The 24,717-nt window shown below is 66.1% G+C and carries 25 protein-coding genes and 2 pseudogenes; 16 read left to right on the top strand and 11 right to left on the bottom strand.

The window, feature by feature from the left end; all coding sequences use genetic code 11:
* Positions 1–41 precede the first annotated feature (41 nt).
* The 7 genes from BLU62_RS27525 to BLU62_RS27555 are packed head-to-tail and all read left to right on the top strand — an operon-like array spanning position 42 to position 7,155.
* Entirely contained in the window at positions 42–1,208 is a 1,167-nt protein-coding gene (locus tag BLU62_RS27525) for an acyl-CoA dehydrogenase family protein (RefSeq protein ID WP_074853573.1), read from the top strand.
* Positions 1,208–2,011: an SDR family NAD(P)-dependent oxidoreductase gene (locus BLU62_RS27530; protein ID WP_074853575.1), complete on the top strand. Its 804-nt coding sequence runs from the start codon at positions 1,208–1,210 to the stop codon at positions 2,009–2,011. Before BLU62_RS27525 ends, BLU62_RS27530 begins: the two co-directional genes overlap by 1 nt.
* A gap of 1 nt (position 2,012) precedes the next feature.
* Positions 2,013–3,209 (top strand): thiolase family protein, encoded by a 1,197-nt coding sequence (locus BLU62_RS27535; RefSeq protein WP_074853576.1) that lies wholly within the window; start codon positions 2,013–2,015, stop codon positions 3,207–3,209.
* The gene (locus BLU62_RS27540) at positions 3,209–4,441 is read left to right on the top strand and encodes an acetyl-CoA hydrolase/transferase family protein (protein ID WP_074853577.1); all 1,233 of its coding nucleotides are present in this window, start codon (positions 3,209–3,211) and stop codon (positions 4,439–4,441) included. Before BLU62_RS27535 ends, BLU62_RS27540 begins: the two co-directional genes overlap by 1 nt.
* A gap of 39 nt (positions 4,442–4,480) precedes the next feature.
* On the top strand, positions 4,481–5,239 hold the full coding sequence (locus BLU62_RS27545; RefSeq protein ID WP_074853579.1) for an SDR family NAD(P)-dependent oxidoreductase: 759 nt from the start codon (positions 4,481–4,483) through the stop codon (positions 5,237–5,239).
* 11 nt (positions 5,240–5,250) lie between these two features.
* Positions 5,251–6,084: a 1,4-dihydroxy-2-naphthoyl-CoA synthase gene (gene menB, locus BLU62_RS27550; RefSeq protein WP_074854284.1), complete on the top strand. Its 834-nt coding sequence runs from the start codon at positions 5,251–5,253 to the stop codon at positions 6,082–6,084.
* Between the two features lie 24 nt (positions 6,085–6,108).
* A complete protein-coding gene (locus tag BLU62_RS27555) occupies positions 6,109–7,155 on the top strand; it encodes an LLM class flavin-dependent oxidoreductase (protein ID WP_074853580.1) in 1,047 nt (348 codons plus the stop codon).
* Between the two features lie 12 nt (positions 7,156–7,167).
* Here the strand turns inward: BLU62_RS27555 and BLU62_RS27560 are convergent, their stop codons facing one another.
* Complete coding sequence (locus tag BLU62_RS27560) at positions 7,168–7,884, bottom strand: FadR/GntR family transcriptional regulator (RefSeq protein WP_244278420.1); 717 nt, start codon at positions 7,882–7,884, stop codon at positions 7,168–7,170.
* A 258-nt stretch (positions 7,885–8,142) separates the two neighbouring features.
* Between BLU62_RS27560 and BLU62_RS27565 the strand changes: the two genes are divergently transcribed.
* The 5 genes from BLU62_RS27565 (at position 8,143) to BLU62_RS27585 (ending at position 12,747) form a co-directional block, all read left to right on the top strand.
* Positions 8,143–8,925 carry an enoyl-CoA hydratase/isomerase family protein gene (locus tag BLU62_RS27565; RefSeq protein WP_074853584.1) on the top strand — a complete coding sequence of 261 codons (783 nt, stop codon included), beginning with the start codon at positions 8,143–8,145 and terminating at the stop codon, positions 8,923–8,925.
* Between the two features lie 48 nt (positions 8,926–8,973).
* Entirely contained in the window at positions 8,974–9,783 is an 810-nt protein-coding gene (locus BLU62_RS27570; RefSeq protein ID WP_074853586.1) for an enoyl-CoA hydratase/isomerase family protein, read from the top strand.
* Positions 9,784–9,819: 36 nt separating this feature from the next.
* On the top strand, positions 9,820–10,632 hold the full coding sequence (locus BLU62_RS27575) for an enoyl-CoA hydratase/isomerase family protein (protein WP_074853587.1): 813 nt from the start codon (positions 9,820–9,822) through the stop codon (positions 10,630–10,632).
* A gap of 5 nt (positions 10,633–10,637) precedes the next feature.
* Positions 10,638–11,660: a phosphotransferase family protein gene (locus tag BLU62_RS27580; RefSeq protein ID WP_074854285.1), complete on the top strand. Its 1,023-nt coding sequence runs from the start codon at positions 10,638–10,640 to the stop codon at positions 11,658–11,660.
* 61 nt (positions 11,661–11,721) lie between these two features.
* Positions 11,722–12,747, top strand: a complete 1,026-nt coding sequence (locus BLU62_RS27585; RefSeq protein ID WP_074853589.1) for an Rv3169 family protein — start codon at positions 11,722–11,724, stop codon at positions 12,745–12,747.
* Between the two features lie 77 nt (positions 12,748–12,824).
* Here the strand turns inward: BLU62_RS27585 and BLU62_RS27590 are convergent, their stop codons facing one another.
* The 3 genes from BLU62_RS27590 to BLU62_RS27600 are packed head-to-tail and all read right to left on the bottom strand — an operon-like array spanning position 12,825 to position 15,693.
* Positions 12,825–13,721, bottom strand: coding sequence for an SDR family oxidoreductase (locus tag BLU62_RS27590; RefSeq protein WP_074853591.1), 897 nt, complete (start codon positions 13,719–13,721; stop codon positions 12,825–12,827).
* A 40-nt stretch (positions 13,722–13,761) separates the two neighbouring features.
* The gene (locus BLU62_RS27595; protein WP_074853592.1) at positions 13,762–14,898 is read right to left on the bottom strand and encodes an acyl-CoA dehydrogenase family protein; all 1,137 of its coding nucleotides are present in this window, start codon (positions 14,896–14,898) and stop codon (positions 13,762–13,764) included.
* Positions 14,899–15,693: an enoyl-CoA hydratase-related protein gene (locus BLU62_RS27600; protein WP_074853594.1), complete on the bottom strand. Its 795-nt coding sequence runs from the start codon at positions 15,691–15,693 to the stop codon at positions 14,899–14,901. It lies immediately after the preceding gene.
* A gap of 248 nt (positions 15,694–15,941) precedes the next feature.
* Between BLU62_RS27600 and BLU62_RS27605 the strand changes: the two genes are divergently transcribed.
* From BLU62_RS27605 to BLU62_RS31690, 3 genes are all read left to right on the top strand, one after another.
* Positions 15,942–17,273, top strand: a complete 1,332-nt coding sequence (locus BLU62_RS27605) for an MFS transporter (protein WP_074853596.1) — start codon at positions 15,942–15,944, stop codon at positions 17,271–17,273.
* A complete protein-coding gene (locus tag BLU62_RS34445; RefSeq protein WP_280141571.1) occupies positions 17,270–17,398 on the top strand; it encodes a hypothetical protein in 129 nt (42 codons plus the stop codon). Before BLU62_RS27605 ends, BLU62_RS34445 begins: the two co-directional genes overlap by 4 nt.
* A 185-nt stretch (positions 17,399–17,583) precedes the next feature.
* Complete coding sequence (locus BLU62_RS31690) at positions 17,584–17,763, top strand: hypothetical protein (protein ID WP_139180090.1); 180 nt, start codon at positions 17,584–17,586, stop codon at positions 17,761–17,763.
* Between the two features lie 92 nt (positions 17,764–17,855).
* Here BLU62_RS31690 and BLU62_RS35010 read toward each other — a convergent pair.
* A pseudogene (locus BLU62_RS35010) lies at positions 17,856–17,933 on the bottom strand (hypothetical protein); the annotation flags it as partial.
* A 25-nt stretch (positions 17,934–17,958) separates the two neighbouring features.
* A complete protein-coding gene (locus BLU62_RS31695) occupies positions 17,959–18,282 on the bottom strand; it encodes a hypothetical protein (protein WP_159441587.1) in 324 nt (107 codons plus the stop codon).
* Positions 18,283–18,610: 328 nt separating this feature from the next.
* Here BLU62_RS31695 and BLU62_RS27615 point away from each other — a divergent pair.
* Positions 18,611–19,592, top strand: a pseudogene (locus tag BLU62_RS27615) (zinc-dependent alcohol dehydrogenase family protein).
* A gap of 107 nt (positions 19,593–19,699) precedes the next feature.
* Here the strand turns inward: BLU62_RS27615 and BLU62_RS27620 are convergent.
* The 5 genes from BLU62_RS27620 to BLU62_RS27640 all read right to left on the bottom strand — a co-directional run bounded on the left by BLU62_RS27620 (position 19,700) and on the right by BLU62_RS27640 (position 24,706).
* Positions 19,700–20,455 (bottom strand): enoyl-CoA hydratase/isomerase family protein, encoded by a 756-nt coding sequence (locus BLU62_RS27620; RefSeq protein ID WP_005197937.1) that lies wholly within the window; start codon positions 20,453–20,455, stop codon positions 19,700–19,702.
* A complete protein-coding gene (locus tag BLU62_RS27625; protein ID WP_074853598.1) occupies positions 20,452–21,303 on the bottom strand; it encodes an SDR family oxidoreductase in 852 nt (283 codons plus the stop codon). The genes BLU62_RS27620 and BLU62_RS27625 overlap by 4 nt, the downstream gene beginning before the upstream one ends.
* Before the next feature lie 168 nt (positions 21,304–21,471).
* Positions 21,472–22,515, bottom strand: coding sequence for a ferredoxin--NADP reductase (locus BLU62_RS27630; RefSeq protein ID WP_074853600.1), 1,044 nt, complete (start codon positions 22,513–22,515; stop codon positions 21,472–21,474).
* Positions 22,512–23,225, bottom strand: coding sequence for a TetR/AcrR family transcriptional regulator (locus BLU62_RS27635; RefSeq protein WP_005197940.1), 714 nt, complete (start codon positions 23,223–23,225; stop codon positions 22,512–22,514). The genes BLU62_RS27630 and BLU62_RS27635 overlap by 4 nt, the downstream gene beginning before the upstream one ends.
* Positions 23,222–24,706: a pyruvate, phosphate dikinase gene (locus tag BLU62_RS27640; RefSeq protein ID WP_005197941.1), complete on the bottom strand. Its 1,485-nt coding sequence runs from the start codon at positions 24,704–24,706 to the stop codon at positions 23,222–23,224. Before BLU62_RS27640 ends, BLU62_RS27635 begins: the two co-directional genes overlap by 4 nt.
* Positions 24,707–24,717 lie beyond the last annotated feature (11 nt).

The raw sequence follows: 24,717 nt of genomic DNA on the forward strand, positions 1-24,717 counted from the left end.
CATTGATATAGTTGCGAAGAAGTGAGAGACGGAGGACCGACGTGGATTTCGAGCTGACAGACGATCAGGCCACGATCCGAGATGCGGTTGCCGAACTGGCCGCCAAGTTCGACGACCAGTACTGGGCCGAGAAGGACGAGGCTCACGAGTTCCCTCGTGAGTTCTACGATGCGTTTGCCGAGGGGGGCTGGCTGGGCATCACCACCCCGGAGGAATACGGCGGCCACGGGTACGGGATCACCGAGGCGTCGATCCTTCTCGAGCAGGTCGCCGCGTCCGGCGCCGGGATGAACGGTGCCAGCTCGATGCACCTGTCCATCTTCGGTATGCACCCGGTGATCGTCCACGGCAGCGAAGAGCTCAAGCAGCGCACACTGCCCCGCATCGTGAGCGGTGACCTGCACGTGTGCTTCGGCGTGACCGAGCCCGGCGCCGGTCTCGATACCACCAAGATCACCACGTTCGCCAAGCGTGACGGGGACAAGTACGTCGTCAACGGTCGCAAGGTGTGGATCTCCAAGGCCGTCGAGTCAGAGAAGATCCTGCTGCTGACCCGCACGCAGAAGTTCGACGAGTCGCCCCGCAAGACGGATGGGATGACGTTGTTCCTGACCGACCTCGATCGGGACAAGGTCGACATCCGCCCGATCAAGAAGATGGGTCGCAATGCGGTCACGTCGAACGAGCTGTTCATCGACGGCCTCGAGATCCCCGTCGAAGACCGGGTCGGCGAAGAGGGCGAGGGCTTCAAGTACATCCTCGACGGCCTGAACCCGGAGCGGATGTTGGTCGCGGCAGAGGCGCTCGGTATCGGACGGGCGGCGATGCGCGCCGCGGTGCGCTACGGCAACGACCGTGAGGTGTTCGGCCGTCCGATCGGCAAGAATCAGGGAATCCAGTTCCCGCTGGCGGACTCGCTCGCGCGTCTCGACGCCGCCGAGCTGATGCTGCGGAAGGCGACCTGGCTGTACGACAACGGCAAACCCTGTGGCCGAGAGGCCAACACCGCGAAGTACCTATGCGCGGATGCGGGGTTCGACGCGGCTGACCGGGCGTTGCAGACCCATGGTGGGATGGGCTATTCCGAGGAGTACAACGTGTCCCGCTACTTCCGAGAGGCGCGCCTGACGCGTATCGCCCCGATCAGCCAGGAGATGATCCTGAACTACCTCGGGTCCCACGTTCTCGGCCTTCCCAGGAGCTACTGATGACCGCAGTCGACAAAGACGACCTGAATGCCGCCTACCCCGGCTCGGCCGGTGTGTTCGGGTTGACCGGCCGGACGGCGCTGGTCACCGGGGCAGGAGGCGGCGTCGGGGCCGCGGTGGCCGAGGCATACGCAGCCGCGGGTGCTTCGGTGCTGGTGACCGACATCGACAAGGACGCCGCGGCGTCGGTCTGTCAGCGCATCACCGCGCGTGGCGGCGTCGCAGAGCCCTTCGCGCTCGACGTCTGTGACAGCGATGGTGCGCGCGACGCAGCGGCGGCGGCCGCCCAGCTCGGCGGCGGCACCCTCAACATCGTCGTGAACAACGCCGGCGTGATCGCTCCTGCCATGTTCCCGAAGATGGACGAGGCGCGGTTCCGCAAGGTGCTGGACACCCATCTCATGGGCAGCTACCACTGCAGCCATGCCGCCCTCGATCACCTACCCGATGACGGCAGCGGCCGAATCATCAACGTGACGTCGGCGGCCGGCCTGACCGGGACGATCGGACAGGCCAACTACGGCGCGGCCAAGGCGGCCATCATCGGTCTGACCAAGTCGCTCGCCCGCGAACTCGCCAAGCAGTCGGTGACGGTCAACGCGGTTGCGCCGCTCGCGGCGACCGCCATGACCGAGAACATCCGTTCCAACGAGAAGCTCGCGGCGAAGACACTGGCTCGGATTCCGCTCGCCCGCTGGGCCTTTCCGGAGGAGATAGCGCCGACGTTCGTCTTCTTGGCTTCGGATGCGGCAGGGTACATCACCGGCCAGATCTTGCCGGTCGACGGCGGGACGGTGATCTGAGATGGCGCGTGTGACAGGACCTTTCGTCTCTTCGGGACGGGAAGTGGTGATCGCCGAAGCGGTGCGAACCCCCATCGGCAAGTCGCATCCCGAGAAAGGCTGGTTCCGCGACATCCATCCCAACGCGATGCTCGCGGCCTGCTACCAGGACCTCATCGGCCGGTCGGGCATTGATCCGAGCGTTGTCGAGGACCTCGTGATCGGCTGCACCGCACCGTTCGGCGAGCAGTCTCGCAACATCGGCCGCAATGCCTGGCTCCAGGCCGGGTACCCGCCCGAGGTGCCCGCCACCACCCTCGATCGCCGCTGCGGGTCGGCGCAGACAGCGGTGAACTTCGCCGCGTCGCTCGTGGCCTCAGGAGTCCACGACATCGTCATCGCCGGCGGCGTCGAACACATGGGACACGTGCCGATGAATTCGCCGGCCAAGATCAGCGAGCTGTACGGCGAGCCGTGGCCCGCGGAATTGCGGGCACGCTACGACTTCGTCACGCAGGGGGAGAGCGCCGAACTCATCGCCGAGCGGTGGGAGCTCTCCCGCGAGGAGATGGACCGGTTCGCCGTCCGCTCCCACGAACTCGCGGTGGCGGCGATCGAGGCCGGCCGCTTCGTCGACGAGATGGTGCCCATGGAGCTCGACGGCGAGGTGCGCACAGGAGACCAGACGGTCCGTCCGGGTACGTCGATGGAATCACTGGCCGGTCTGAAGACCGTGTTCCGCTCGGAGAACGGGCGGATCACCGCGGGGACGTCGAGCCCCGTCTGCGACAGCGCGGCCGCGGTGCTGCTGTGCACCCGGGAGGCCGCCGAGCGGCATGGGCTGCGGATCCGGGCGCGGATCGCCGACCAGACAACGGTCGGGGTGGATCCGATCATCATGCTGACCGGGCCCATTCCGGCGACGCGAAAACTGCTCGAGCGCAACGACCTCACCGTCGACGACATCGACCTGTTCGAGGTCAACGAGGCGTTCTCGTCGGTGGTGCTGGCGTGGCAGCGTGAGCTGAAGCCCGACGAGGACCGCGTCAACGTCAACGGCGGGGCCATCGCTCTCGGACACGCCGTCGGCGCGACCGGTGCCCGGCTGATCGCGAGCATCCTGCACGAGATGGAGCGCCGCGACAGCGCCCTCGGTCTCGTGACGATGTGCTGCGGTGGCGGTCTCGGCACCGGGACCCTCATCGAACGAGTTGATTGATGATCGACTTCGGGGCGTGGCTGCGGCCGGAGATGGGGGTGTGGTGGAGCCAGGCGGCCGCCGAGCCCCGTCCCCTGGTCGACCGGCTGCTGGAGCAGGCGCCGGGGCTGGGGCCACTGCGCCTGTTCACCGGTCTGAGTTGGAACGACCAACTCGCGCACTCGCTGTCACCGGCCGACATGATGGTGTCCTACGGCGGTCTCGGCGCGCTCCGCGAGCTCGGCGCCACCGACCAGCTCGACGTCGTGCCCTGTCACTATTCGGCCCTGCCCAGGATGTTCGCCGAGCACCGGCTGCCCTGTGATGCCGGGCTGCTGCAGGTCGCGCCGCCCGATCGTGACGGGATGTGCTCCCTCGGGATCGGGGTCGACTACATGGCCGACGCGATCGAGCACACGTCGCTGCTCTTCGCCGAGATCAACCGGCAGATGCCGGTGGTGGCCGGGTCGCCCCGGATCCCGCTGAGCCGTTTCACCGCCACCATCGAGACCGATCGTCCACTGCAAGAGGAGGATCGCAGACCCGTCGGCGACCTCGACCGGGCGATCGCCGGCCACATCGCGACTCTCGTCGATGACGGCGACACCATCCAGGTGGGCATCGGGTCGACCGGAGCGGCGGTGTTCGACGCGCTCTCCGGTCACCGGGACCTCGGTGTCCACACCGGTATGGTCACCGACGGAGTGCTCCGGCTGATCGAGAAGGGCGTCGTCACAGGTGCCCGTAAGCAGATCGACGTCGGGATGGCCGTCGCGGGTACCGCGTTGGGCTCCGCTGAACTCTACGAGCGGATATCCGAACTGCCGGTGTCGTTCCGCCCGACCAGCTACACGCACACACCGCCGGTGCTCTCCCGACTGTCCTCCCTGGTCGCCGTGAACTTCGCCATCGAGGTCGATCTCACCGGCCAGGTCGGAGCCGAGATGAGTCGCGGCACCTATCTGGGTGCCGTCGGCGGGCAGGTCGACTTCGCGCGTGCCGCGGCTCTGACCGGGAAGCGCTCGATAGTCGCACTCCGGTCGACGATGCGCGGACGGTCGTCGATCAAGTTCGCCCTCGACGAGGGTGTGGTCACCACCGCGCGCGCCGACGTCGACTGTGTGGTGACCGAGCACGGTGTCGCACATCTGCGCGGGCAACCCCTCGCTGAACGGCGGCGACGCCTCATCGACGTCGCCGCACCCGAATTCCGCGATGAGCTGGCCCGAGCGGTGCAGTCCGCAACCGGCTAGCGAGTCATCGCACATCCATCACTCTCGAAAGGACACACAATGAGCAACCGGGTAGCACTCGTCACCGGAGGCGCGCAGGGCATCGGCGAGGGGATCTCGCGCAAGCTCGGCGCCGACGGATTCCGCGTGGCGATCGCCGACCTCAACCTCGAGGTCGCACAGCAGACGGCCAAGGAGATCGTCGCGGCCGGCGGCGAGGCCATCGCGGTGCCGATCGACGTCACCGACACCGCCTCGGTCAAGGCCGCCGTCGAGCAGGTGACCGCCGAACTCGGTCCCATCGAGATCGCGGTGAACAACGCCGGCTGGGACGACTTCATGAAGTTCGTCGACACCGACGAGGACTTCTGGGACAAGATCCTCGAGATCAACTTCAAGGGCTCGCTGCGCGTGAATCACACGGTGGTCCCGGGCATGGTCGAGCGCGGATTCGGCCGCATCATCAACATCGGCTCCGACGCCGGGCGCGTCGGCTCCTCTCTCGAGGCGGTCTACTCGGGTGCCAAGGGCGGCACCATCGCCTTCACCAAGACGCTCGCCCGCGAGGTCGCCACCAAGGGTGTCACCGCGAACAGTGTCTGCCCGGGTCCCACCGACACGCCGGCCCTGCGCAAGTTCGCCGACAATTCGGGCCAGGATGCCGACAAGGTGCTCGGCGGCATGACGAAGGCCGTGCCGATGAAGCGCCTCGCCACCCCTGCCGACATCGCGGCCGCGGTCGCGTTCTTCGCTTCCGACGAGGCCGGTTACATCACCGGGCAGACGCTGTCGGTCAGCGGCGGCCTGACGATGGCATAGGTGTGGACAACGTGACTGTGGAGTGGTCGACGGTTCGTCGTTATGAGGACGTCGACTACTCCCGCACCGCCGACGGGATCGCCAAGATCACCATCTGTCGGCCCGAGGTACACAACGCCTTTCGCCCGCAGACCCTCATCGAGATCTCCGAAGCCCTCACCCATGCACGTGAGGACCCCACGATCGGCGTGATCGTGCTGACCGGTGAAGGCGACAAGGCGTTCTGTTCCGGCGGCGATCAACGCGTGCGCGGCGATACCGGCTATCTGACCGAACCCGACAAGCCGGGCGCGGTGGGACGGTTCCACGTCACCGATCTCCAGGTCCAGATCCGCCGACTACCCAAACCGGTCGTGGCCATGGTGGCCGGATACGCCATCGGTGGCGGCCACGTGTTGCAGATCGTCTGCGACCTGACCATCGCGGCCGACAACGCCCGACTCGGACAGGTCGGCCCGCAGGTCGGCTCATTCGACGGCGGCTTCGGCGCAGGATTGCTGTCGAACATCGTAGGCGCCCGCAAGGCCAAGGAGATCTGGTTTCTGTGCCGGCAATACGATGCCGCACAGGCCCTCGAGATGAATCTCGTCAACACGGTTGTGCCGCTGGCGGACCTGGAATCCGAGACCGTCGCGTGGTGCCGACGGATGCTGGAGCTGTCGCCCCTGGCGCTACGACTGATGAAGGCCAGCTTTCACGCGGCCGAGGACGGACTGGCCGGAATTCAGCAACTGGCCCACGACACCAATCTGCTCTTCTACTCGACCGATGAGGCCAAGGAAGGCCGCGAGGCGTTCAAGGCGAAGCGAACCCCGGACTTCGATCAGTTCCCCCGGCGTTCGTGACCCGACGGTGAAAGGTTCTCTCTCATGACGACGTTCGGCATCAACGCCTTCGGTACCGGATCGGGACCCGACCGGTTCTCGACGATGGTCGATCTCGCTCGTGAGGCCGAGGATGCCGGATGCACCGCGATCTGGACCAGCGAACTCTACAGCCGGTCGGCGACCGTTCCGATGGCAGCCCTGGCGGGCGGCACGAGCTCCATCCAGATCGGGTCGAACATCGCCTACGGTGTCGGACGGAGCCCACTGATGTGGGCGGCCGAGGCGCGAGACCTGGACGAGATGTCGGGCGGGCGGATCATCCTGGGGTTGGGCAACGGAACCCCGAAGATGATGGAGGCCTGGCACGGCGTGAGCGGTGAGGCGCCCGCGGCGCGGATGGCAGAACTGCTGTCGGTGCTGAAAGCCTTGTGGCGTCTGCACGAAGGTCCCGTGCACCATGATGGGCGCTTCTACTCGGTTCACGTCGCGCCGACCGCCGATGTCCCGGCGCCGATCCGGCCCGAGATCCCGATCTGGATCGCGGGCGTCAACAAATACATGCTGCGTACTGCGGGCCGCCACGCCGACGGGTTGGTGGGCCACCCCATGTTCACCGCCGAGTACGTCCGGGGTCCGGTGAAGGACGAGATCGCAGTCGGCGCGACCAGCGTCGACCGGGATCCCGCCGACGTGACCATCATGGGGATTCGGATGTGCGCGATCAATGACGACGTTGAACTGGCGCGTCGCCAAGCCGCTTTCGCCATCGGGCAATACGCGGCCTCCCGGGTTTACGATCGGCTGTTCGAGCTACACGGCTGGAGCAAGGACCAGGCTGTCATTCGGCAAGCCGCGCGGGACCGTGACGAGGAAGCACTCGTGCGAGCGGTCACCGACGACATGATCGACACGATCACCATCGCGTGCAAGCCGGCTGAGTTCGCGGACGCCTTGGCGCGCATCCCCGACGGCTTCGATCACCTCGACCTGATCGCGCCGCCGTGGGGCCTGTCCGACGAGGAGACCCGGTCGACGACCGCGGCGATTCTCGACGGGCTGCGGGTCCACCTCGCGGCCGGTAGATCCTGACGCAGTTGCCGCTCAGGCGTCGGCCAGGTCGATCTCGGTACGTTGTTCGACCTGGACGACCGCCTCGGCGTAGCCGTGGACGTGCTTGGTCATGCGCCGCATCGCCGCGGCGGGATCACCGGCCCGGATCGCGTCGGTGATGTTCTTGTGTGCGCGATGCGTGGTCTTGCGGACGTCGTCGTCGACGAATGCGGTGTTCTCGGTGGAACTGTAGATGGCGGTCGACAGCGCCGTCATGAATCCGGTGAGCAGTTCGTTGTGACTGGCAATCGCGACGGCGAGGTGCCAGTCGACATTCGCCTGCAGGAATGCCTCGAGTGGCAAGGTGATGTCGCCCAGAATGGCGTTCGCCGCGTCGAGTGCGGCGAGGTCGTCCTCGGTGCGATACTTCGCGGCCAGGCTGGCGCAGGCCGGTTCGATCGCCTCGCGGGTTTCCAGAAGCGCGGTGAGGCGAAGCTGCTGTCCTCTGATCAGCAAGCTGACCGAGGTGGCCACCGAGTCTCCGCCTGGTTGCTGGACGAAGGCGCCGCCGGACCTGCCGGTCTTGATCACGACCAGGCCCTGCACTTCGAGGATGCGCAGTGCCTCGCGAACGGTGGTGCGGCTCATCCGGGTCTGGGTGACCAGTTCTCGTTCGGGAGGCAGTGCTGTACCCGATGGGAAATCTCCCCGAAGAATGCGTTCGCGGAGGTCGTTGGCGAGAACATCGGATGCCTTGGGCACCTGCATCGGCTGGAGTTGAACGGGATGGCGCGCAACTGTGCTCGACGAGGATGGCTCGGGCATGAGACCTACTTCCTGTGCATTTGGTCGTACCTAATGTAACAGCACTGGAAGAGCATACGCGACTTCTAGCTGCGTAAGTGCGTTCATGGTAATTTGGTCGTACCAAAATAATGGTTGACTTGCCGTGCGACGACTGGCTACGTTGCAGGAAGAGACCGCGGTCGACGGACGACCACTGCGACGGGATGTGAGGGATCATCGATGGCCGAGCGAGCCGAGGACATTGTCACCTGGACGACGGCGAAGCCGGGTATCACCTCGGTCGTGCTGAACCGTCCGCCCGCCAACGCCCTGGGAATCCCGCTCCTGGACGGCATGCATCTCGCCATCGATGCCGCCGAGAAGGCCGGGGACGTCAAGGTCATGGTGATCTCGTCCGCACAGCCGAAGTTCTTCGCCGCGGGGGCTGACATCAAGCACCTCTCCTCGATCGATGCCGAGACGTTCACCGCCTACGGCGACAAGATGCGTGAGGTGAACGATCGCCTGGCCGCAGCGGGGTGGATCTCGATCGCCGCGGTGGACGGCGTAGCCCTCGGTGGAGGCCTCGAACTCGCGATGGCTTGCACACTCCGGGTCGCCGGTAGCGGCGGGAAGTTCGGCCTGCCCGAGGTGAAACTGGGTCTGATCCCGGGTGCGGGCGGGACGCAACGGCTTCCGCGGCTCGTCGGTCGTGGCCGGGCGCTCGACATCATGCTCACCGCCCGTCAGGTCGGCACGGACGAGGCGTATCGCATCGGTCTGGTGGACCGCGTGACAGACGGTGACGTAGTCGAAGCCGCACTCGCGTTCGCCGACGAACTCGTCGGACCCTCGCTGCCGGCCCAACTGTCGGTCGTCCGCACTGTCGACGCCGCCTTCGACCTTCCTCTCGGCGAGGGCGCGCGATTCGAGGTGTCCGAGATCCAGTCGCTCTTCGAGCGCGGGGAGGCGGCCGAGGGGATCTCGGCGTTCGTTGCCAAGCGCGCACCGCAGTTCCGCTGACACCCACCCGAGACCGACATCCGCTATCAACCGGCAAGGAGCCAGGCGATGAAAACTCTGGACGAGACCTTCGAGACCTTCCTCGTCGAGGAGGTGAAGCCGGGGATCGTGGTCGTCACGCTCAACCGGCCGGATCGCTACAACGCGATGACCAACACGATGTTCCTGGAGCTGGAGCGACTTGCCTGGGGCCTCGAGACCGAGGATGCCTGTCGAGTCGTCATCCTCACCGGCGCCGGGAAGGCGTTCTGTTCGGGCTACGATCTAGCCGACGCCGATGACCTGCCCAACCTCGGTGCCTTGGGCATGCTCGATCAGCAGGAACGTGCCGCTCGGGCGCTGTCTGCGATCCGGTCGCTGCGGGTGCCGGTGATCGCCGCGGTCAACGGCCCGGCCGCCGGCGGCGGACTCGCGCTGGCACTCGCCGCCGACATCCGGTTGGCCGGCGCCACTGCCAAGTTCAATGCTGCGTTCGTCCGGATCGGCCTGTCCGCAGGTGATCTCGGGACGTCCTGGCTGCTGACCCGCCTGATCGGGCCGGCGAAGACCAGCGAGATCTGCTTCACCGGCCGCATCGTCGAGGCCGAGGAAGCCGCACAGCTGGGCATCGCCAACTCGGTGAGTGCCGACGACGTGGTCGCCGATGCGATCGCCCTGGCCGAGAAGATCGTGTCGAATTCCCCCGGCGGGGTCCAGCTGTCGAAGCGCGCGCTGCAGGCGAACCTCGAAGTCGGTTCGTACGCCGCAGCACTCGAACTCGAGAACCGGGGGCAAGCCCTGCTCACGCGGAGCCCGGACATGGCCGAGGCGTTGAATGCCTTCAAAGAGAAGCGCGCGCCGGTCTTCCAGGGCCGATGAGCACCCACCGTTCCATCACGACCGAGGCAGGCGATCATGACCTTTGAGTTCCCGGAGCTGGAGACACTCACCTTCGAAGAACCCGAACCCGGTGTCGGTGTGCTCCGGATCAACCGGCCGGACCGGATGAACTCGCAGACCGTGACGATGTTCCACGAATACCTCGCAGCCGGACGTGCACTGCGCGACAGCGGATTGCGCGCGCTCATCCTCACCGGCACGGGGGAGCGCGCCTTCTGCGCCGGCTTCGATCTCGACGAGATCCACGTCATCACCGAGATGGGGGTGCGAGAGTTCCTGAAGTTCCAGGAGACCGCGACGGGCGGTATCCAGTCCATCCGGCATCTTCCCTTCCCGGTGATCGCCGCCATCCACGGTCCTGCCACCGGTGGCGGTCTGGCACTCGCGCTGGCGGCCGACATCCGGTTGGCGGCACCGACTCTGAAGATGAGCGCGGCGTTCGTCAAGGTCGGTCTCTCGATGGGCGAACTCGGCACCTCCTACAATCTCGCCCGTCTGGTCAACCCGGCGCGGGCGGCTGAGATCGGTTACACGGCACGGATCGTCGGAGCAGACGAGGCACTGGCCATCGGCCTGGTCAATCACGTCCACCCGACGGATTCGTTGCTCGACGAGGCGATGGCGATGGCCCGGCAGATCGCGCAGAACTCGCCCGGTGGCGTGCGGATGTCGAAACGGGCCATCCAGCGCAACACCGAGATCGGTTCGTACGAAGCTGCTCTGGAACTCGAGAACCGCGGCCAGGCGCTTCTCACACGCTCTGAGGACATGCCCGAGGCGTTGGCCGCGTTCAAGGACAAGCGGGCCCCCGAATTCATCGGGCGGTGACCGGGATGGCTTGGGACTGGGACGAGGAGACCCTCGCGGCGTTGCGTGTGTTCCTCGAGGATCGCGAGGTGCTCGCCGGTGACATCACGACGAAACCCATCGGCGACGGGCACTCGAACCTGACTTTTCTCGTCAGTGACGGAACTCGCAGCGTGGTGGTCCGCCGCCCGCCGCCGCCGCCGATCCCACCGGGAGCGCACGACATGCTCCGGGAGGCGAAGCTGCTGTCGGCGTTGTCCTCGAGTCCCGTTCCGGTTCCCGAGGTGCTCGCCGTCGCCCAGGCGGGCGAGGTGCTGGACGTCCCCTTCTACGTCATGAGCTTCGCCGATGGCCACGTGGTGACCACCACGACGCCGTCGCCGCTGGCTACGACGGAAGACCGCCGATCCATCGGCCACAGCATGATCGACACCCTCGCGGAGTTGCATGCGGTGGACTGGCGCGCAGCCGGACTCGAGAAGATGGGTCGCCCTGAGGGTTTCAACGCGCGTCACCTCCAGCGGATGCGCCGACTGGTGGTCGACGACAACGACCGGGTGCCGGAGGCCTTCGCTGATGTCGACAGCTGGCTGCAGGAGAACACTCCGCCGGAATCCGGCGGCACCCTCATCCACTGCGACTTCCGGATCGGCAACGTCGTCATCGCTCCGGATTCACCGGGGCGCGTCGCGGCGGTTCTGGATTGGGAACTCGCCACGATCGGTGATCCGTTGCTCGACGTCGGATATTTCCTAGCGACGGTCCCGTCGCCGGGACTGCCGATGAACCCCACCGCCGAGCTCAGTGCCGCGCTGCTGGAAGATGGGTATCCGTCGAAAGAGTCTCTGGCACAGCGGTACAGCGAGAAGACCGGACGCGACCTCGGCACTCTGGCCTGGTACACGACATTCGCGTTGTGGAAGCTTGCGGTGCTCTACGAATACAGCCGCCGGCGCGTGGAAGTCGGCATCGGCGATCCGTACTACACCGATCCTGTGCTCGTGCAGCGGTTCCTCGCCGACGCGCGTCGTGCGTCCGGTCTCGACTGAGCCCGGCTCCGGCCGGTGACGATCGGCCGCGGACAGCGGCCGCCAAGGGAAAGGACGGCAGATGGCCGCACACGCAGATACGGGCAGCTTCCGCGACCGCCTGGTCGGTCCGGAGGAAGTGGATCTGCCGCAGGGGTTCTTCGACCGCCTGATGTTCAACATGCATCCGGTCGAGGAGCAGGCTCCGTCGGTGATCATGGGTTACGGGATCTATCCGCCTCGCGGCACGAGCGACGGCTTCGTCGTCGTCACGGATCGCGCCGAGCAGCGAAACCTGCGGTTCTCCAGCGAGATCGAGGCCAGCGGGCGACAGGGGGCCGGTCCCTTCTCGTTCGAGATCGTCGAGCCCAACAAAGAATGGCGTCTCCGGCTGGCGTCGAACGACATCGCGGTCGAGTTCGACCTGACCTGGCGTGCGCGGACGCCGGCCTGGTTCGGCGAGGTGGCGGTCGAGAACGCGTCCGCCACGCGGACCGCATTCGACCACCTCTTCCAGTCGGGGCGGTACGAGGGCTCACTCCGGATCGACCACCGCGAGATCAACGTGAACGGTTGGTACGGGCAGCGGGATCGGTCTCGAGGCGTCCGCACGATGTCTGGTGGGCAGGGGCTGCACGTGTGGTACCAAGCCCAGTTCCCGGACTTCGCAATCGGGTTCCTGCTCGTCGAGACGCGCGACCACGACCGGCTGCTGCTCGAGGGCGCCGTCATGCATGAGGACGGCCGGCTGGATCCGATCGTCGACGTCCGTCATGCTCTGGAGTTCACCGAGACCGGCGACCTGTTGACCGGAGAGGTGTTGGTACTGACCGCCGCGGGCGAGAAGTACCCCGTGCGTGCCGACGCGCGAGCAGGTGGCGGTTACATGGCCGGTGCCGGGTACGGGGGCCACCACGGTGAGTCCCACGGTGTCGACCACGTCGAGCACGATCGGTACGCGCTCGACGGATCGGTGAACCCCCGCACCCTCGATTCTGCTCTCACCGACCGCTTGTGTTCGTTCGACCTCGACGGCACGAGTGGCTCCGGCATCTTCGAGTTCGCGCTCACCCGGAGTTCGAAGTACCGGTACCGATCCACCCTCTGAGCTGTTCACCGTCACGTCGCACGACAGAAGGGGGCGCATCCGATGGATGCGCCCCCTTCTGGCTGTCGGTGGAGGGGTCAGACGCTCCGTTGTGCCTTGCTCGTCTCCGAAGCGGCCTTGCTCGTCTCCTTGATCTGCGCCCAGTCGGCGTCGCTCAGGTTGGTGAGACCGGCGAAGGTGCCGGGGCCCGCCAGCATCTGACCCCCGTCCATTGCGATCGTCTGCCCGGTCAGGTAGTCACAGGCATCCGACAGCAGGAACATGGTCAGATTCGCGAGTTCTTCCATGGTCCCGGTGCGTCCCGCCGGGATCTGGTCGGCCTGGGTCGCGCCGACCGAGCTCTTGTCGGTCGGGTTGAGCATCTCCCACGCGTAATCGGTGGGAATGGGCCCGGGGGCAACGGCATTGACGCGGATGTTGTGCTTGGCCCACTCGACGGCCAGCGACATCGTCATCGAGTGAACGGCTGCCTTCGCCATGGCCGAGGGGACGACGAACGCCGACCCCGTCCATACCCAGGTGGTGAGCGTCGAAAGGACAGAACCCGGCAATCCGTCTGCGATCCAGCGCTTTCCAGCGGCGTGCGTGGTGTGGAAGGAACCGTTCATCACGGTGCTGGTGATTGCGGAGAAGGCGCGGGGACTGAGATCCTTCGTCTGCGCGATGAAGTTCGCGGCTGCGTTGTTGACCACTCCGGTCAGGGGACCGTGGTCGTCCCAGATGCGCCCCATGGTCTCGTCGACGTTGTCGTAGTCGCGCACATCCACGGTGTGGAAATGCACGGAGCCGGGCCGCGATGCGGACGCCTCTGCCGCCGCCTCCGACAGGACAGCTTCGCGCCGACCCCACAGATGGACCTCGGCGCCATGGTCGACGAGGTGCCGAGCGACACCACGTCCCAGGCCGGTACCACCGCCGGTGATCAGGATCCGCTTACCCGACAGGAGTTGTGGTGAGAATGTGGTTTCGGTCATCGTGTTTCTCCATCTGTTTCACGGTGTCGGCGGAAGTGATTCACAACCCGACGTGTTTGGCGATGATCTCGCGCTGGATCTCGTTGGTGCCGCCGTAGATCGGCGGTGCGAGGGCGCGCCGTACCTGCGCCTCCATGCCGTACTCACGCGCGTACCCATAGCCGCCCATCATCTGCATCGCTTCCAGGCTGGTGTGCTTGGCGACTTCCGTGCATCGCATCTTCGCCATCGCACTCTCCTGGGCGAGGTCGTCCTCGAGGCCTGCGTCGATCTTTGCCGCCACGTCATAGACGAAGACGCGGGCGAGCTCGACATCGGTTGCCAGATCGGCAATCCGGTGTCGTAGTGCCTGGAATGAGGAGATCGGTGCACCGAATTGTTCGCGCTCGCGGGCATAGGCGATGACGTCGTCGAGTGCCCGCCGGGCCGCGCCGATGCTCATCGCTGCGATGATCAACCGCTCGATGCTCAACCCTCGCATCAGTTGTTTCCATGCTTTGCGGGGTGTCCCGACGACGGCGTCCACCGGTACTTCCACGTCGGTGAAGAACACGTCGTTGCAGGTGTGGGGTTCCATCGTCTCGATGGCGCGGATGCCGAGACCGGCTGCGGACGTGGGCACCATCAGCAAGGTCATGCCCTGGTGTCTGGTGCCCGACGAATCCTCACGTGTGAGTACGAGAATGTGTTCGGCGACGTGTGCGGCGGAGATCCACGTCTTCTGGCCATTGACGATGTACCGGTCGCCGTCACGCCGGGCGCTGACCCGTAGGCCGGCGAGATCCGAACCCGCTCCCGGCTCACTGAGGGCGATCGCCTCGAGCCGTCCGGACGTCAGGTTGGTGACGATCGTCTTCTTCTGCGCGTCAGTGCCCCAGCGGAGATAGGTCTGCGCTGCGGTCAGTCCGGTCGAGTACCCGGTGATGGGGGCGAGTCCGCGCGCGGATTCCTCGAGGAAGATGCACTCATCGACGAATCCGGCCCCGCCGCCGCCGAACTCCTCGGGTAGGGACACGCCCAGCCATCCGTTGCCGGCCATGTCGGTGAGAACCGAGGGGCTGTTCGACAGCGTGCCACCCTCGGTCACGGCGTCACGCTGGGCGACGGTTGCCAGTTCGCGGCGACAGTAGTCCTGCACTGCCGCCGCGAACTCGCGTTGTTCTGGGGAGAACAGCACTCACTTACCCCGGTACTTGGAGAAGTCCGGCTTGCGCTTCTCGTTGAACGCGGTGATGCCCTCTTGAGCCTCCGGCGTGTCGCCGAAGATCTCGAGCGTCGAGTAGGCCATGGTGCCGATGCTGACGAAGTGCTCGGTGTCGGTGTTCATCGACTGCTTGAGAACCTTGAGCGCGGTGGGCGAGAAGTCGAGCATCTGGTCGGCCCACGCGCGAACCTCGTTGCGCAGCTCGGCGGCCGGGACAACCCGGTTCACCAGGCCCCAGTCCAGCGCTTCTTCGGCCGACAGTCGGCGCAGCATGAACCAGATCTCCCGGGCCCGCTTCTCGCCGACGACGCGTGCGAGGTAGCCGGAACCGAGACCGGCGTCGAACGAGCCGACACGCGGGCCGTTCTGGCCGAACTGCGCGGTGTCAGCGGCGATGGTCAGGTCGCAGAGGACGTGCAGCACGTGTCCTCCGCCGATGGCGAGGCCGTTCACCGCTGCGATGACCGGCTTGGGTGCATCGCGGATGACCCGGTGGAGCGCCTCGACCTCGAACAGGCCGCTTTGCGACGGGCCGTAGTCGCCGGTTTCCATCCGCTGCTTCTGGTCGCCGCCCGCGCAGAATGCCTTGTCGCCGGCACCGGTGAGCGCGATGACGCCGACTTCGCTGCTCGCCCACGCCTTCTTGAAGGCGAGGACGAGTTCGTCCACGGTCTGCGCCCGGAACGCGTTGTAGCGCTCGGGACGGTTGATGGTGATCCATGCCAGACCGTTGTCGACTTCGTAGGTGATGTCGCTGAACTCGGTCATCAGACTTCGGTGTCCTCTCGTGTGGTGGGCGCCCGCCCGATTGTGGCCTGTCCAGTTGTGGTTATTAGGACTGACCATTTGCATGCACCATAGCTGCCGAGCCAAGAGTGGGCAATAGGGCGCATGTGCGAAGCGGTTGTGGTCACTGGTCCGATCTTTGCATTTGGACTGGCCATATGTTGCGATTGTGTGACTCGCGGCATAGAGCCGCCGACGCCTATGAATGACGACGAACAGGAGAGCGGCCGATGATCATGACCGCGACCGACGCCACCGCGTCACCGACACGCCAGTTCAGCCGGTGGTGGTTCCCCATCACCGGCTTCCTCACGCTGCTCTTCGGCAGCAGCACCGTGAATGTCTTGTTCAACGTGCTGGGTACGGAGATTGCCGATGATTTCGGCTGGAACCGGAGCGTCATCACGAACGGGTTCTCCGTCGAGACAATCCTCACCGGTATCAGCATCGTCGTCCTCGGTGTGTTGGTCGACCGCTACGGTCCCCGAATCCCGGCCATTCCCATGACGATGGGGTTCGGTGCCGGGTTGATGCTGATGGCAGCGCTGCCGAACAACCAGGCCGTTTTCTATCTCTTGTGCATCGTGATCGGTGCGTGCGCAGGAGCGTTGAATCCGGTCGCGCATGCGACGGTGGTGAGCGCCTGGTTCGCCGACCGTCGAGGTCTCGCGCTCGGCGTGCTCATGGCGGGTATGGGGGCCTGCGGGGTGCTGATTCCCTACCTCGCGAACTTCGTGTTCGGGTTGGTGGGGTGGCGCGGGACCTTCCTCGTCATCGGAGCCCTCTGCACGATCATCCCGACCGCTGTGTACCTCTTCGTGACGCGGATGCCGGCTCGCTTCGACGAAGAGCGGGCACAGGCGCGCGCGGCCGGTCGAACTGCCGGCGAGTCACTGTGGTCGATCGCACGTCGCTCGCGGCAGTTCTGGTTGCTCAGCGCCGCAATCTTCCTCGTGTCCACGGCGACATTCGGACTGATGTCGCAGGTCGTCCCGATGACGACAGACAAAGGCATCGACCGGTCCGTGGCTGTGGCAGTGCTCTCGGTACTGAGTCTGTCGTCGGTGTTCGCGCGGCTACTCGTCGGCTACCTCCTCGACCGTGTGTTCGCGCCGCTGATCGGGTCGATCATCTTCGCATTGTGCGGCGTCGGCGTGGCGTTGCTCATAGCGTCGAACGGGCCCGCGCTGATGTTCCTCGGGGCCGTGCTCGTCGGTCTCGCTCTGGGCGCCGAGGGTGACATCGCGGCCTACATGATCAGCAGGTACTTCCCCAAGCATTCCTATGGACGCGTGCTGGGCTTCGTGTACTTCCTGTTCGCGATGGGGTCCGCCACCGGCGTGTTCATCCTCGGTCAGGTGTACGGACTCACAGGATCGTACGGTGCCGGGATCGTGCCCATCGTGGCGATGGTGGTCGTCGCCATCGTGTGCCTGCTCGGAATGGGTGCGTACCGGTACTCCCTGGACCACCGTGACCTGACCGATGACGCAGCGGGCGATGTCATGGGCCCGGGGGTGGAGGAAGCATCGCCCGACGACGTCTCGAAGGCTCGACGATGAGTGCGCGGGCAATCGTTTCCATCGGTAGGACGTCGATCGAAGTCGTGGCCACCGCCCTCGTTCTGATGGCCGGGATCATCGTCCTGGTCGTCGCCGAACTCGTGGGCTGGCTGTTCCGACCGTGACCCGAGGACGCAGTCGGCATCCGTACGCCGACTGCGTCAGGACACGCTCTCGACCACCGAGGTCCAGTGGCGCTTCGTCGGCCCATGCCAGTGCCGGCGAAGCGCCAGAAGCCGTTGTGCAGCTGCGCGATACGAGCAGTTCGGGTCATAGACGGAGGCAGAGCCGGGTCGGTGACGAGCAGCTGTTGCAATTCGGCGTCGAGCTGCATGAGTGCGGTCAAGAACTCGGCGCCCCCATCCGGCGTCAGCGCCTCGAATCTCTCGAGCAGGTGCCCGTATCGCTCCTCGAGGGCCGGCACATCCCATCCGCGATCGACGATGTCGGCGATCGGCAAGCCCAGCCCGTCCAGTTCACCCACGAATGAGATGCACGACCGGTCGAGTCCGAGTTCTCGGAGAGCCGCGCTCGTGCGGTGGTGCCGGTCGGTGTGGGGGACACCCACACCGAGGGCAACGGGTTGCCGAACCCATCCCAGCGGAGTGCGCGATAGACCCGATCACGGGTCGACCGGTGCTCGTTGGAGATCGTAACGATGACGACGCGCCAATGCCCATCCCACTCAGGGGCGTCGGCGAGCTGTTCGACCCCCCGGGATGCCGTCTTCTACCAGCGTCTGTCCAGCTGGTGTCAGCCGCCATGATGTGTTGCGGCCGTTTCGCTCCTTGGCGATCCAGCCCGCGCTCGAGCCGCGGGCTATCGATTGCCGGACGGCCGGCTCGGAGAATCCGGCATCCCGCATCACAGCCAGGAACGCCGCGGTGGGTATCGCGACATCGTCGGGATGAACCATGTCGCCCAGGATGTCCAGGAGAGTCGTCTGTGCGGTGCCCAGGGTGCGGCGCTCCAGACTGGTGATGTCGGTCTGAGCGGGGCTCTCGGCCATCCAAGTCATGCTCTCATGGACTCGCCGACTCGGGTTCGCCGATCACCTCCCGACGAAGTGCGGGGTGCGCCGCTCGAGGAAGGCTGCGCGACCCTCGCGCCAATCCGCGCTCGCGATCAGCGTCTGCTGTAGCGAAGCCTCGAGTTCGAGGTGGTTGGCCATCTGTCCCGGGACCAGGCCCGGACGGCCTGTTCGGTCATGCCGTAGGCGGCGGTCGGGCCTTGCGCCGGACGATCGGCCAGCGCGAACGCGTCCGGGAGCAAGTCGCCACTGACACGGCTGACCAGGCCGAGGGCGGCGCACCGTTGCACATCGAGCTTCTCGGCGAGTGTACGAACGAGAGAACCCGACGATCGAGGAGCCCACCGACGCGATCATCAAGATCGCCGCGACCTGCGTGTGCGGGTCGGACCTGTGGCCGTATCGCGGCATCGAAGACGTCGACCACGCGCCGATGGGGCACGAATACGTCGGCACGGTCACCGAGGTGGGAGACCAGGTGTCGACGGTGAAGGTCGGCGACTTCGTCGTCGGCTCGTTCTTCGCATCCGACAACACCTGCGAGATCTGCCGGGCGGGTTATCAGTCCCGGTGCGTCCATGCGGAGCCGATGGGCGCCATCGGCACCCAGGCCGAATACGCCCGGGTGCCGCACGCCGACGGCACCCTCGTCGCCACCCCTGGGCAGCCCGACGCCGACCTCATCCCGTCGCTGCTGGCCGCGTCGGATGTGCTGGGAACCGGGTGGTTCGGCGCGGTGGCGGGCCGAGGTGGGCCCGGGGAAGACGGCGGCCGTCGTCGGCGACGGTGCGGTGGGTCTTCTCGCTGTCCTCGCCGCTCAGCGGCTCGGCGCCGACCGGATCATCGCGATGAGTCGGCACGCCGACCGGCAGGCGCTCGCCCGTGAGTTCGGCGCCACCGACATCGTGACCGAGCGCGGCGACGAGGGCGTGGCCAGGATCAAGGAACTTGCCGACGGTCTCGGGGCGCACTCGGTCATCGAAGCGGTCGGGACACAGGAGTCGATGATGCAGGCGATCCGCTCGGCACGCCCCGGCGGGCACGTCGGATATGTCGGTGTCTCCCACGACGTGGAGTTGCCCGGGATGGAACTGTTCTTCTCCGAGATCCACCTGCACGGTGGTCCTGCCCCGGTGCGGCGTTTCCTGCCCGAGCTGATCGACCTCATCTGGAAGCGGGAGATCGATCCCGGGAAGGTCTTCGACCTGACCCTCCCGCTCGATCAGGCGGCCGAGGGCTACCGGGCCATGGACGAGCGTCGCGCGATCAAGGCGCTCTTGACCGTCTGACGTCACCGTCCGACTCGCGCCGAGAGCTGATCGTCGACGACGCGGCGGGCCGACGATCAGACGGAAGGGCGGCGGTCACCAGCCCGGTCAGGACCGCTTCCAGGCGGTCACCTCGAGCGGGAAGAGAGCAAGGCGCCCACTTCTTCGGTACCGCCCAGACGGGTGATGGTCAGGGCTTCATCGTCAAGGTGCTGGGCAAATTCCCGCTGGTAGGACGCTCGAACGAGCCTCCGTGCCTGGCCGACGGCCGACGTCTGTCGATCGAGAAGCAGGGACACAACACGGTCGACGTCGGTGGCGAGTTCGTCCAGCTCCACCACCGCATCCACGAGGCCCCACGCGAGTGCGGTCGACGCATCGATACGTTCGTTGAGAACGAGCATCTGAAGCGCCCGCCGCATGCCGATCGCGCGGGGGAGGCCGATCGACACCCCACAATCCGGTGACAACCCGATCATCGAGTACGCAGCGACGTAAGAGCTGGCGGGAGTGGCGGCCACATAGTCGGCTGCAAGGAGAAGGCCGAGCCCGGCGCCCGCAACCGGGCCCTGGATTGCGGCGACTATCGGGACGGGCAGCTCGTCGAGTGCGATGAGCGAACGATGTATGGACCCCGCGAGGTCGGCGAGGAACCGCGGGCGGTCCGACGCCGCTGCCATCGCCCGTACGTCGCCGCCCGCGCAGAAGATCTTTCCGGTCGAAGACAGGCGGACGACCCGTACGTCGGCATTCTCGCGGATCGACGTGATCGCCTGCGCGAGGCCGCCGGCGACCTCGAGATCGAGTGCATTGCCCGCGGACGGCCGGTTGAGTTCGATGGAGGCAACACCTCGATCGTCCACTCCGAAAATGACCGAACTCATGCCCACTCCATCCAGAAATCCAGTTCCAGCTCCACGTCGCCGGGTACGACGCGATAACCCGAGAAATCGGTCACACCGTCACCGGCCAGGACCTCGTCATCGATGAAGCACCGTCCGGTGACGAGGTCGGAGGGCTTGGTGATGATGCTGATCGCTGCATCGGCCATGATGTCCGGCGTTCGGCTACGCGAGATGAGTTCCTCACTCAAGATGTTGCGAACCGCGGCCGTGTTGATGGTCGTTCGCGGCCACAGGGAATTCACGGCGATGCCGTCGCCGGCGAGCTCGGCGGCAAGTCCGATGGTTACGAGGGACATCGAGAATTTCGAGATCGTGTACGCAGTCCCTATGTCCGCGAACCACTTCGGCTCGAGGTTGAGCGGCGGCGACAGGGTCAGGACGTGCGGGTTGGCCGATCGCCGTAGATGCGGGATGACGGTCTTCGTCAGGAGAAAGGCGCCGCGCGCGTTGATGTCCTGCATGAGGTCGTACTTCTTCATGCTGATATCTGCGGTCGGTGTCAGATCGAGCGCGCTGGCGTTGTTCACGACGACGTCGATGCCACCGAACTGTTCGACCGTGCGCACGACGGCGTCGGCCACCGACTCGTCGTCCCTGATGTCACCGACAAGTGGCAGCGCCTTGCCGCCGGCCGACTCGATCGCAGCAGCCGCGGTGTAGATGGTGCCGGGCAGCTTCGGGTGCGGCTCGGTCGTTTTCGCGATCAGGGCCACGTTGGCTCCTCGACGGGCCGCCTGGATCGCGATCGCCTCGCCGATTCCTCGGCTGCCGCCCGACATGATCAGGGTGCGGCCTTCCAGTGATCTGTCCTCGGGTTCAGTGTGCACGACTGGTCCTTTCGCGAAGGGGCGCCGCCTTCAGGCGCGATGGAAAGTGGGGATTCTCGATGTATTCCAGGAATTACACGAGAGGATCCGGCCCGGAGGGTTCCCCAGGCGCGAGTGCTCCGGACGGCGCTGCGCCGATGACCGGATCGGATCAGGTCTGAGAGTTGTTCAGTCGAACTCGATCCCGATGCGGTCGCTCGTCGGGGTCGCCTGACAGGTCAGCAGATAGCCGTCGTCGATGTCCTCGGGTTCCAGTGCAATCCCGTTGCCGTGGTCTACTTCTCCGGCGGTCAGGCGTGCCACACACGACCCGCAGTCCCCTTCGCGACACGAGTACGGGGCGTCGACGTCCGCGGCGAGGAGCGCGTCGAGCAGGACGGTGTCCGTGCCGCACCGGATGGTTCGGACGTCTCCGTCGATGGTGACCGTGATCTCCGATGCGCCGGAGCCCTCGTGAACGGGAGCGTCCAGCGTGAACGGATCCCCGGTCAACGACACATATCGCTCGACGTGTACCCGGTCGTGGTGGATGCCGTGTGCCCGCAGGGTGTGCTCGACGAGGTCCATGAAAGGTGCTGGGCCACAGATGAATGCTTCGCCCGTACCGACTGCGTCGGTGAGGACTCCGCTGACCGCATCCGCGGTGGGAAGACCCCGCTCGGTTTCGAGCCAGTGGTTCACGGTCAGTCGCGCGGGATGACGAGCTGTCAGTTCGTCGATCGCGCTCGCGAAGATGGTCGACTCATGGTCGCGGTTGGCGTAGAACAACACCACGTCGGTGTCGTGCTCCGCCAGTGCCGAACGCAGGATCGACATCACCGGGGTCACCCCGCTGCCGGCCGCGAAGAGGTACAGCGGTCCTTCCCAGGACCGTGGCGTGAAGACGCCCGACGGTGGGAGGATATGCAGCACCAATCCCGGTTCGGCGTTGTCGCACAACCAGTTCGACCCGTAGCCGCCGCGGGTTCGTTTGACGGTGATCGCCGGGGAGGCGTCGACGTTCGGGGCCGTGGACAGGGAGTAGCTGCGGGCGACGGGGCCGGTGCGGTCACTGGGGATACGGACGGTGATGAACTGTCCGGGCCGGTAGTCGGTGCCGGCAGGGAAGTCCAGCACGATCGTGCGGGCCTCCGGGGTCTCGTCGATGACCGCGGTGACGGTCACGTCGATGCCGAGGGTCCGTGCGACGGGAGAGATGGCCGATTGGGTCATGTGGTGGTCCTGGAGATGAGGGGAATGGCTCGGTACCACAGTTCGCCGAGTGCGGTGCCGAGCGCTTCGAGTCGCTCTCGTCGAGGGGTGCTGGTCGGCAGCCCGACATGGATGTAGGCCATCTGTTCGGTGGCACATCCCAGCGTCTCCGCGAGCAGATTGGTGTCACAGCTTTCGATCGCGCCGCTCGCGACGAGGCGTTCGAGCCAACGTTCGGTGCGTCGGACGAAGTCTCCACGAAGGTTGAGCCACAACTGTTTGAATCCCGGGTTCTCGCTGGCCGCGGCGGCCTCGCGGAGCAGGCGCAGCATGTGGCGGCTACGGGCGTAGGCCTGTAGATATGTCGTGTTGACCTCGATCAGCGATTCCAACTCACCGTGGGTTCGGTCGGGCCGCAACCGGGCGGTGGCCAGTTCCTGCAGCGACGGCCGGAGAGCCGCGAGGAAGATGTCGTCCAGGCCTACGAAGTGACGGTAGAAGTTGCCTTGAGAAACGTTGGCGCGGTGGGTGATGTCCGAGATGCGGGTGCGGGTGTATCCGTACTCGGTGAAGCACTCGGTGGCCGCTTTCACCAGTTTGTCGCGGGTCTGTTCACCGCGCTTGTTGGCGCGTTTGGTCGAGACCGCGGTCTCGTCGAGCAGTCCGGCCGCCGAATAGGCCGCGTTGATCCCGTCGTGCTCGCGTGTGTCCGGGCCGGTCTCGGTACTCATCGGGTCGCTGCTTCCAGCGACCGCGCTGCCTGTAGTGCCTTCAGCGGATGGTCATCAGGCAAGGTGTCGGGGAGGAACGACAGCAGTTCGTCGAGATACTCGTCGCTGGTGTCCCCGGAGTTCAATGCGTCGCCTGCGTAGACCTTTCCGGTCGTACCGTCGACGGTGACCGTCTGTCCCGCCAAGGTCTGCGAGAGGCCGATCCCACAGCCGACGACGCACGGCACGCCGATCTCGCGGCACACGAGTGCGGCATGAGAGGTGGTTCCGCCGACCTCCGTGACCACGGCGACGGAGTCGAACATCGCCGGGACATCGGCCGGGGAGGTCGATGGGCGCACGAGGACCACGCGTTCGCCCTCGGCGGCCGCGATGCAGGCGGCGTCGGTGTCCGTGTAGACGACGCCGACGGCGGCTCCCGGTCCTGCGCCCGTGCCCGAGGCGAGCAGTTCGGCGCACGCGTCGGCCGAGTTGTGCTGCGCGAGCGTCTCGGCCTGCTCTGCGCTGATCCGCGAGACGGCCTCCTCGCGGCTGATGAGGCCCTCACGGGCCAGATCGACGGCAATGCGTACCGCCGCACGTGCAGACCGTTTGCCCGATCGACATTGCAGCATGTAGAGCGTGCCGCTCTCGACGGTGAACTCGATGTCGACCAGATCGCGATGCTCGGCTTCCAGAGTGGCCGAGATCGCACTCAGATCCTGGTGCAGCTGCGGGGAGTGAACCTGGAACTGATCGATCGTCTGCGGAGTGCGTTCTCCGGAGACCACGTCCTCTCCCTGTGCTTGCGAAAGCCATTCGCCGAAGAGCTGAGGGTCGCCGGTGGCCGGGTCGCGGCTGAAGATCACACCGGTGCCGGACTGCTCGTCGCGATTCCCGAACACCATGGCCTGCACGGTCACCGCGGTGCCACCGCCCTCGCCGAGTCCGTGGTGGCGGCGATACGCAGTGACCCGCTCATTGGTCCACGAGCGGAACACCGCGCCGATGGCCTCGCGCAACTGGTCGTGCGGATCGGCAGGGGGTGCGGACGTGGCGTCACCGAGAACGATCTCGCCGTATCCCGCGCAGAACCGCGCCCAGGTGTCGCGCGCCCAGTCGTGGTCCCCGGTCGCCTCGGCCAGCTCGGCGGTCAGCTGCTCGGTCAGACCGAGGTTGAGGACGGTGTCCATCATCCCTGGCATGCTCTGCGCGGCACCCGAACGCACCGACACCAGAAGGGGAAACGGTCCGGCGCCGAAAGTCTTTCCGGTCTGCTGTTCGAGGACATGCAGTTGGTTGACGACCTCGTCCCACACCTCGTCGGGGAGCTGGCCTCCGTTGTCGTGGAACCGTGCACAGACCGGCGTGGTGATGGCGAAGGCCGGCGGGACCGGCAGCCCCAGCGACCGCATGCGGTTGACGCTGTAGGCCTTGCCTCCCAGCAACTCCCGGTCGGCCGGAGCGGTCCCGTCCAGTGCCAGGACAGCGGGTGTGTTCATCAGAGTGGTCC

The organism is Gordonia westfalica (genome assembly GCF_900105725.1).
GTDB lineage: Bacteria > Actinomycetota > Actinomycetes > Mycobacteriales > Mycobacteriaceae > Gordonia > Gordonia westfalica.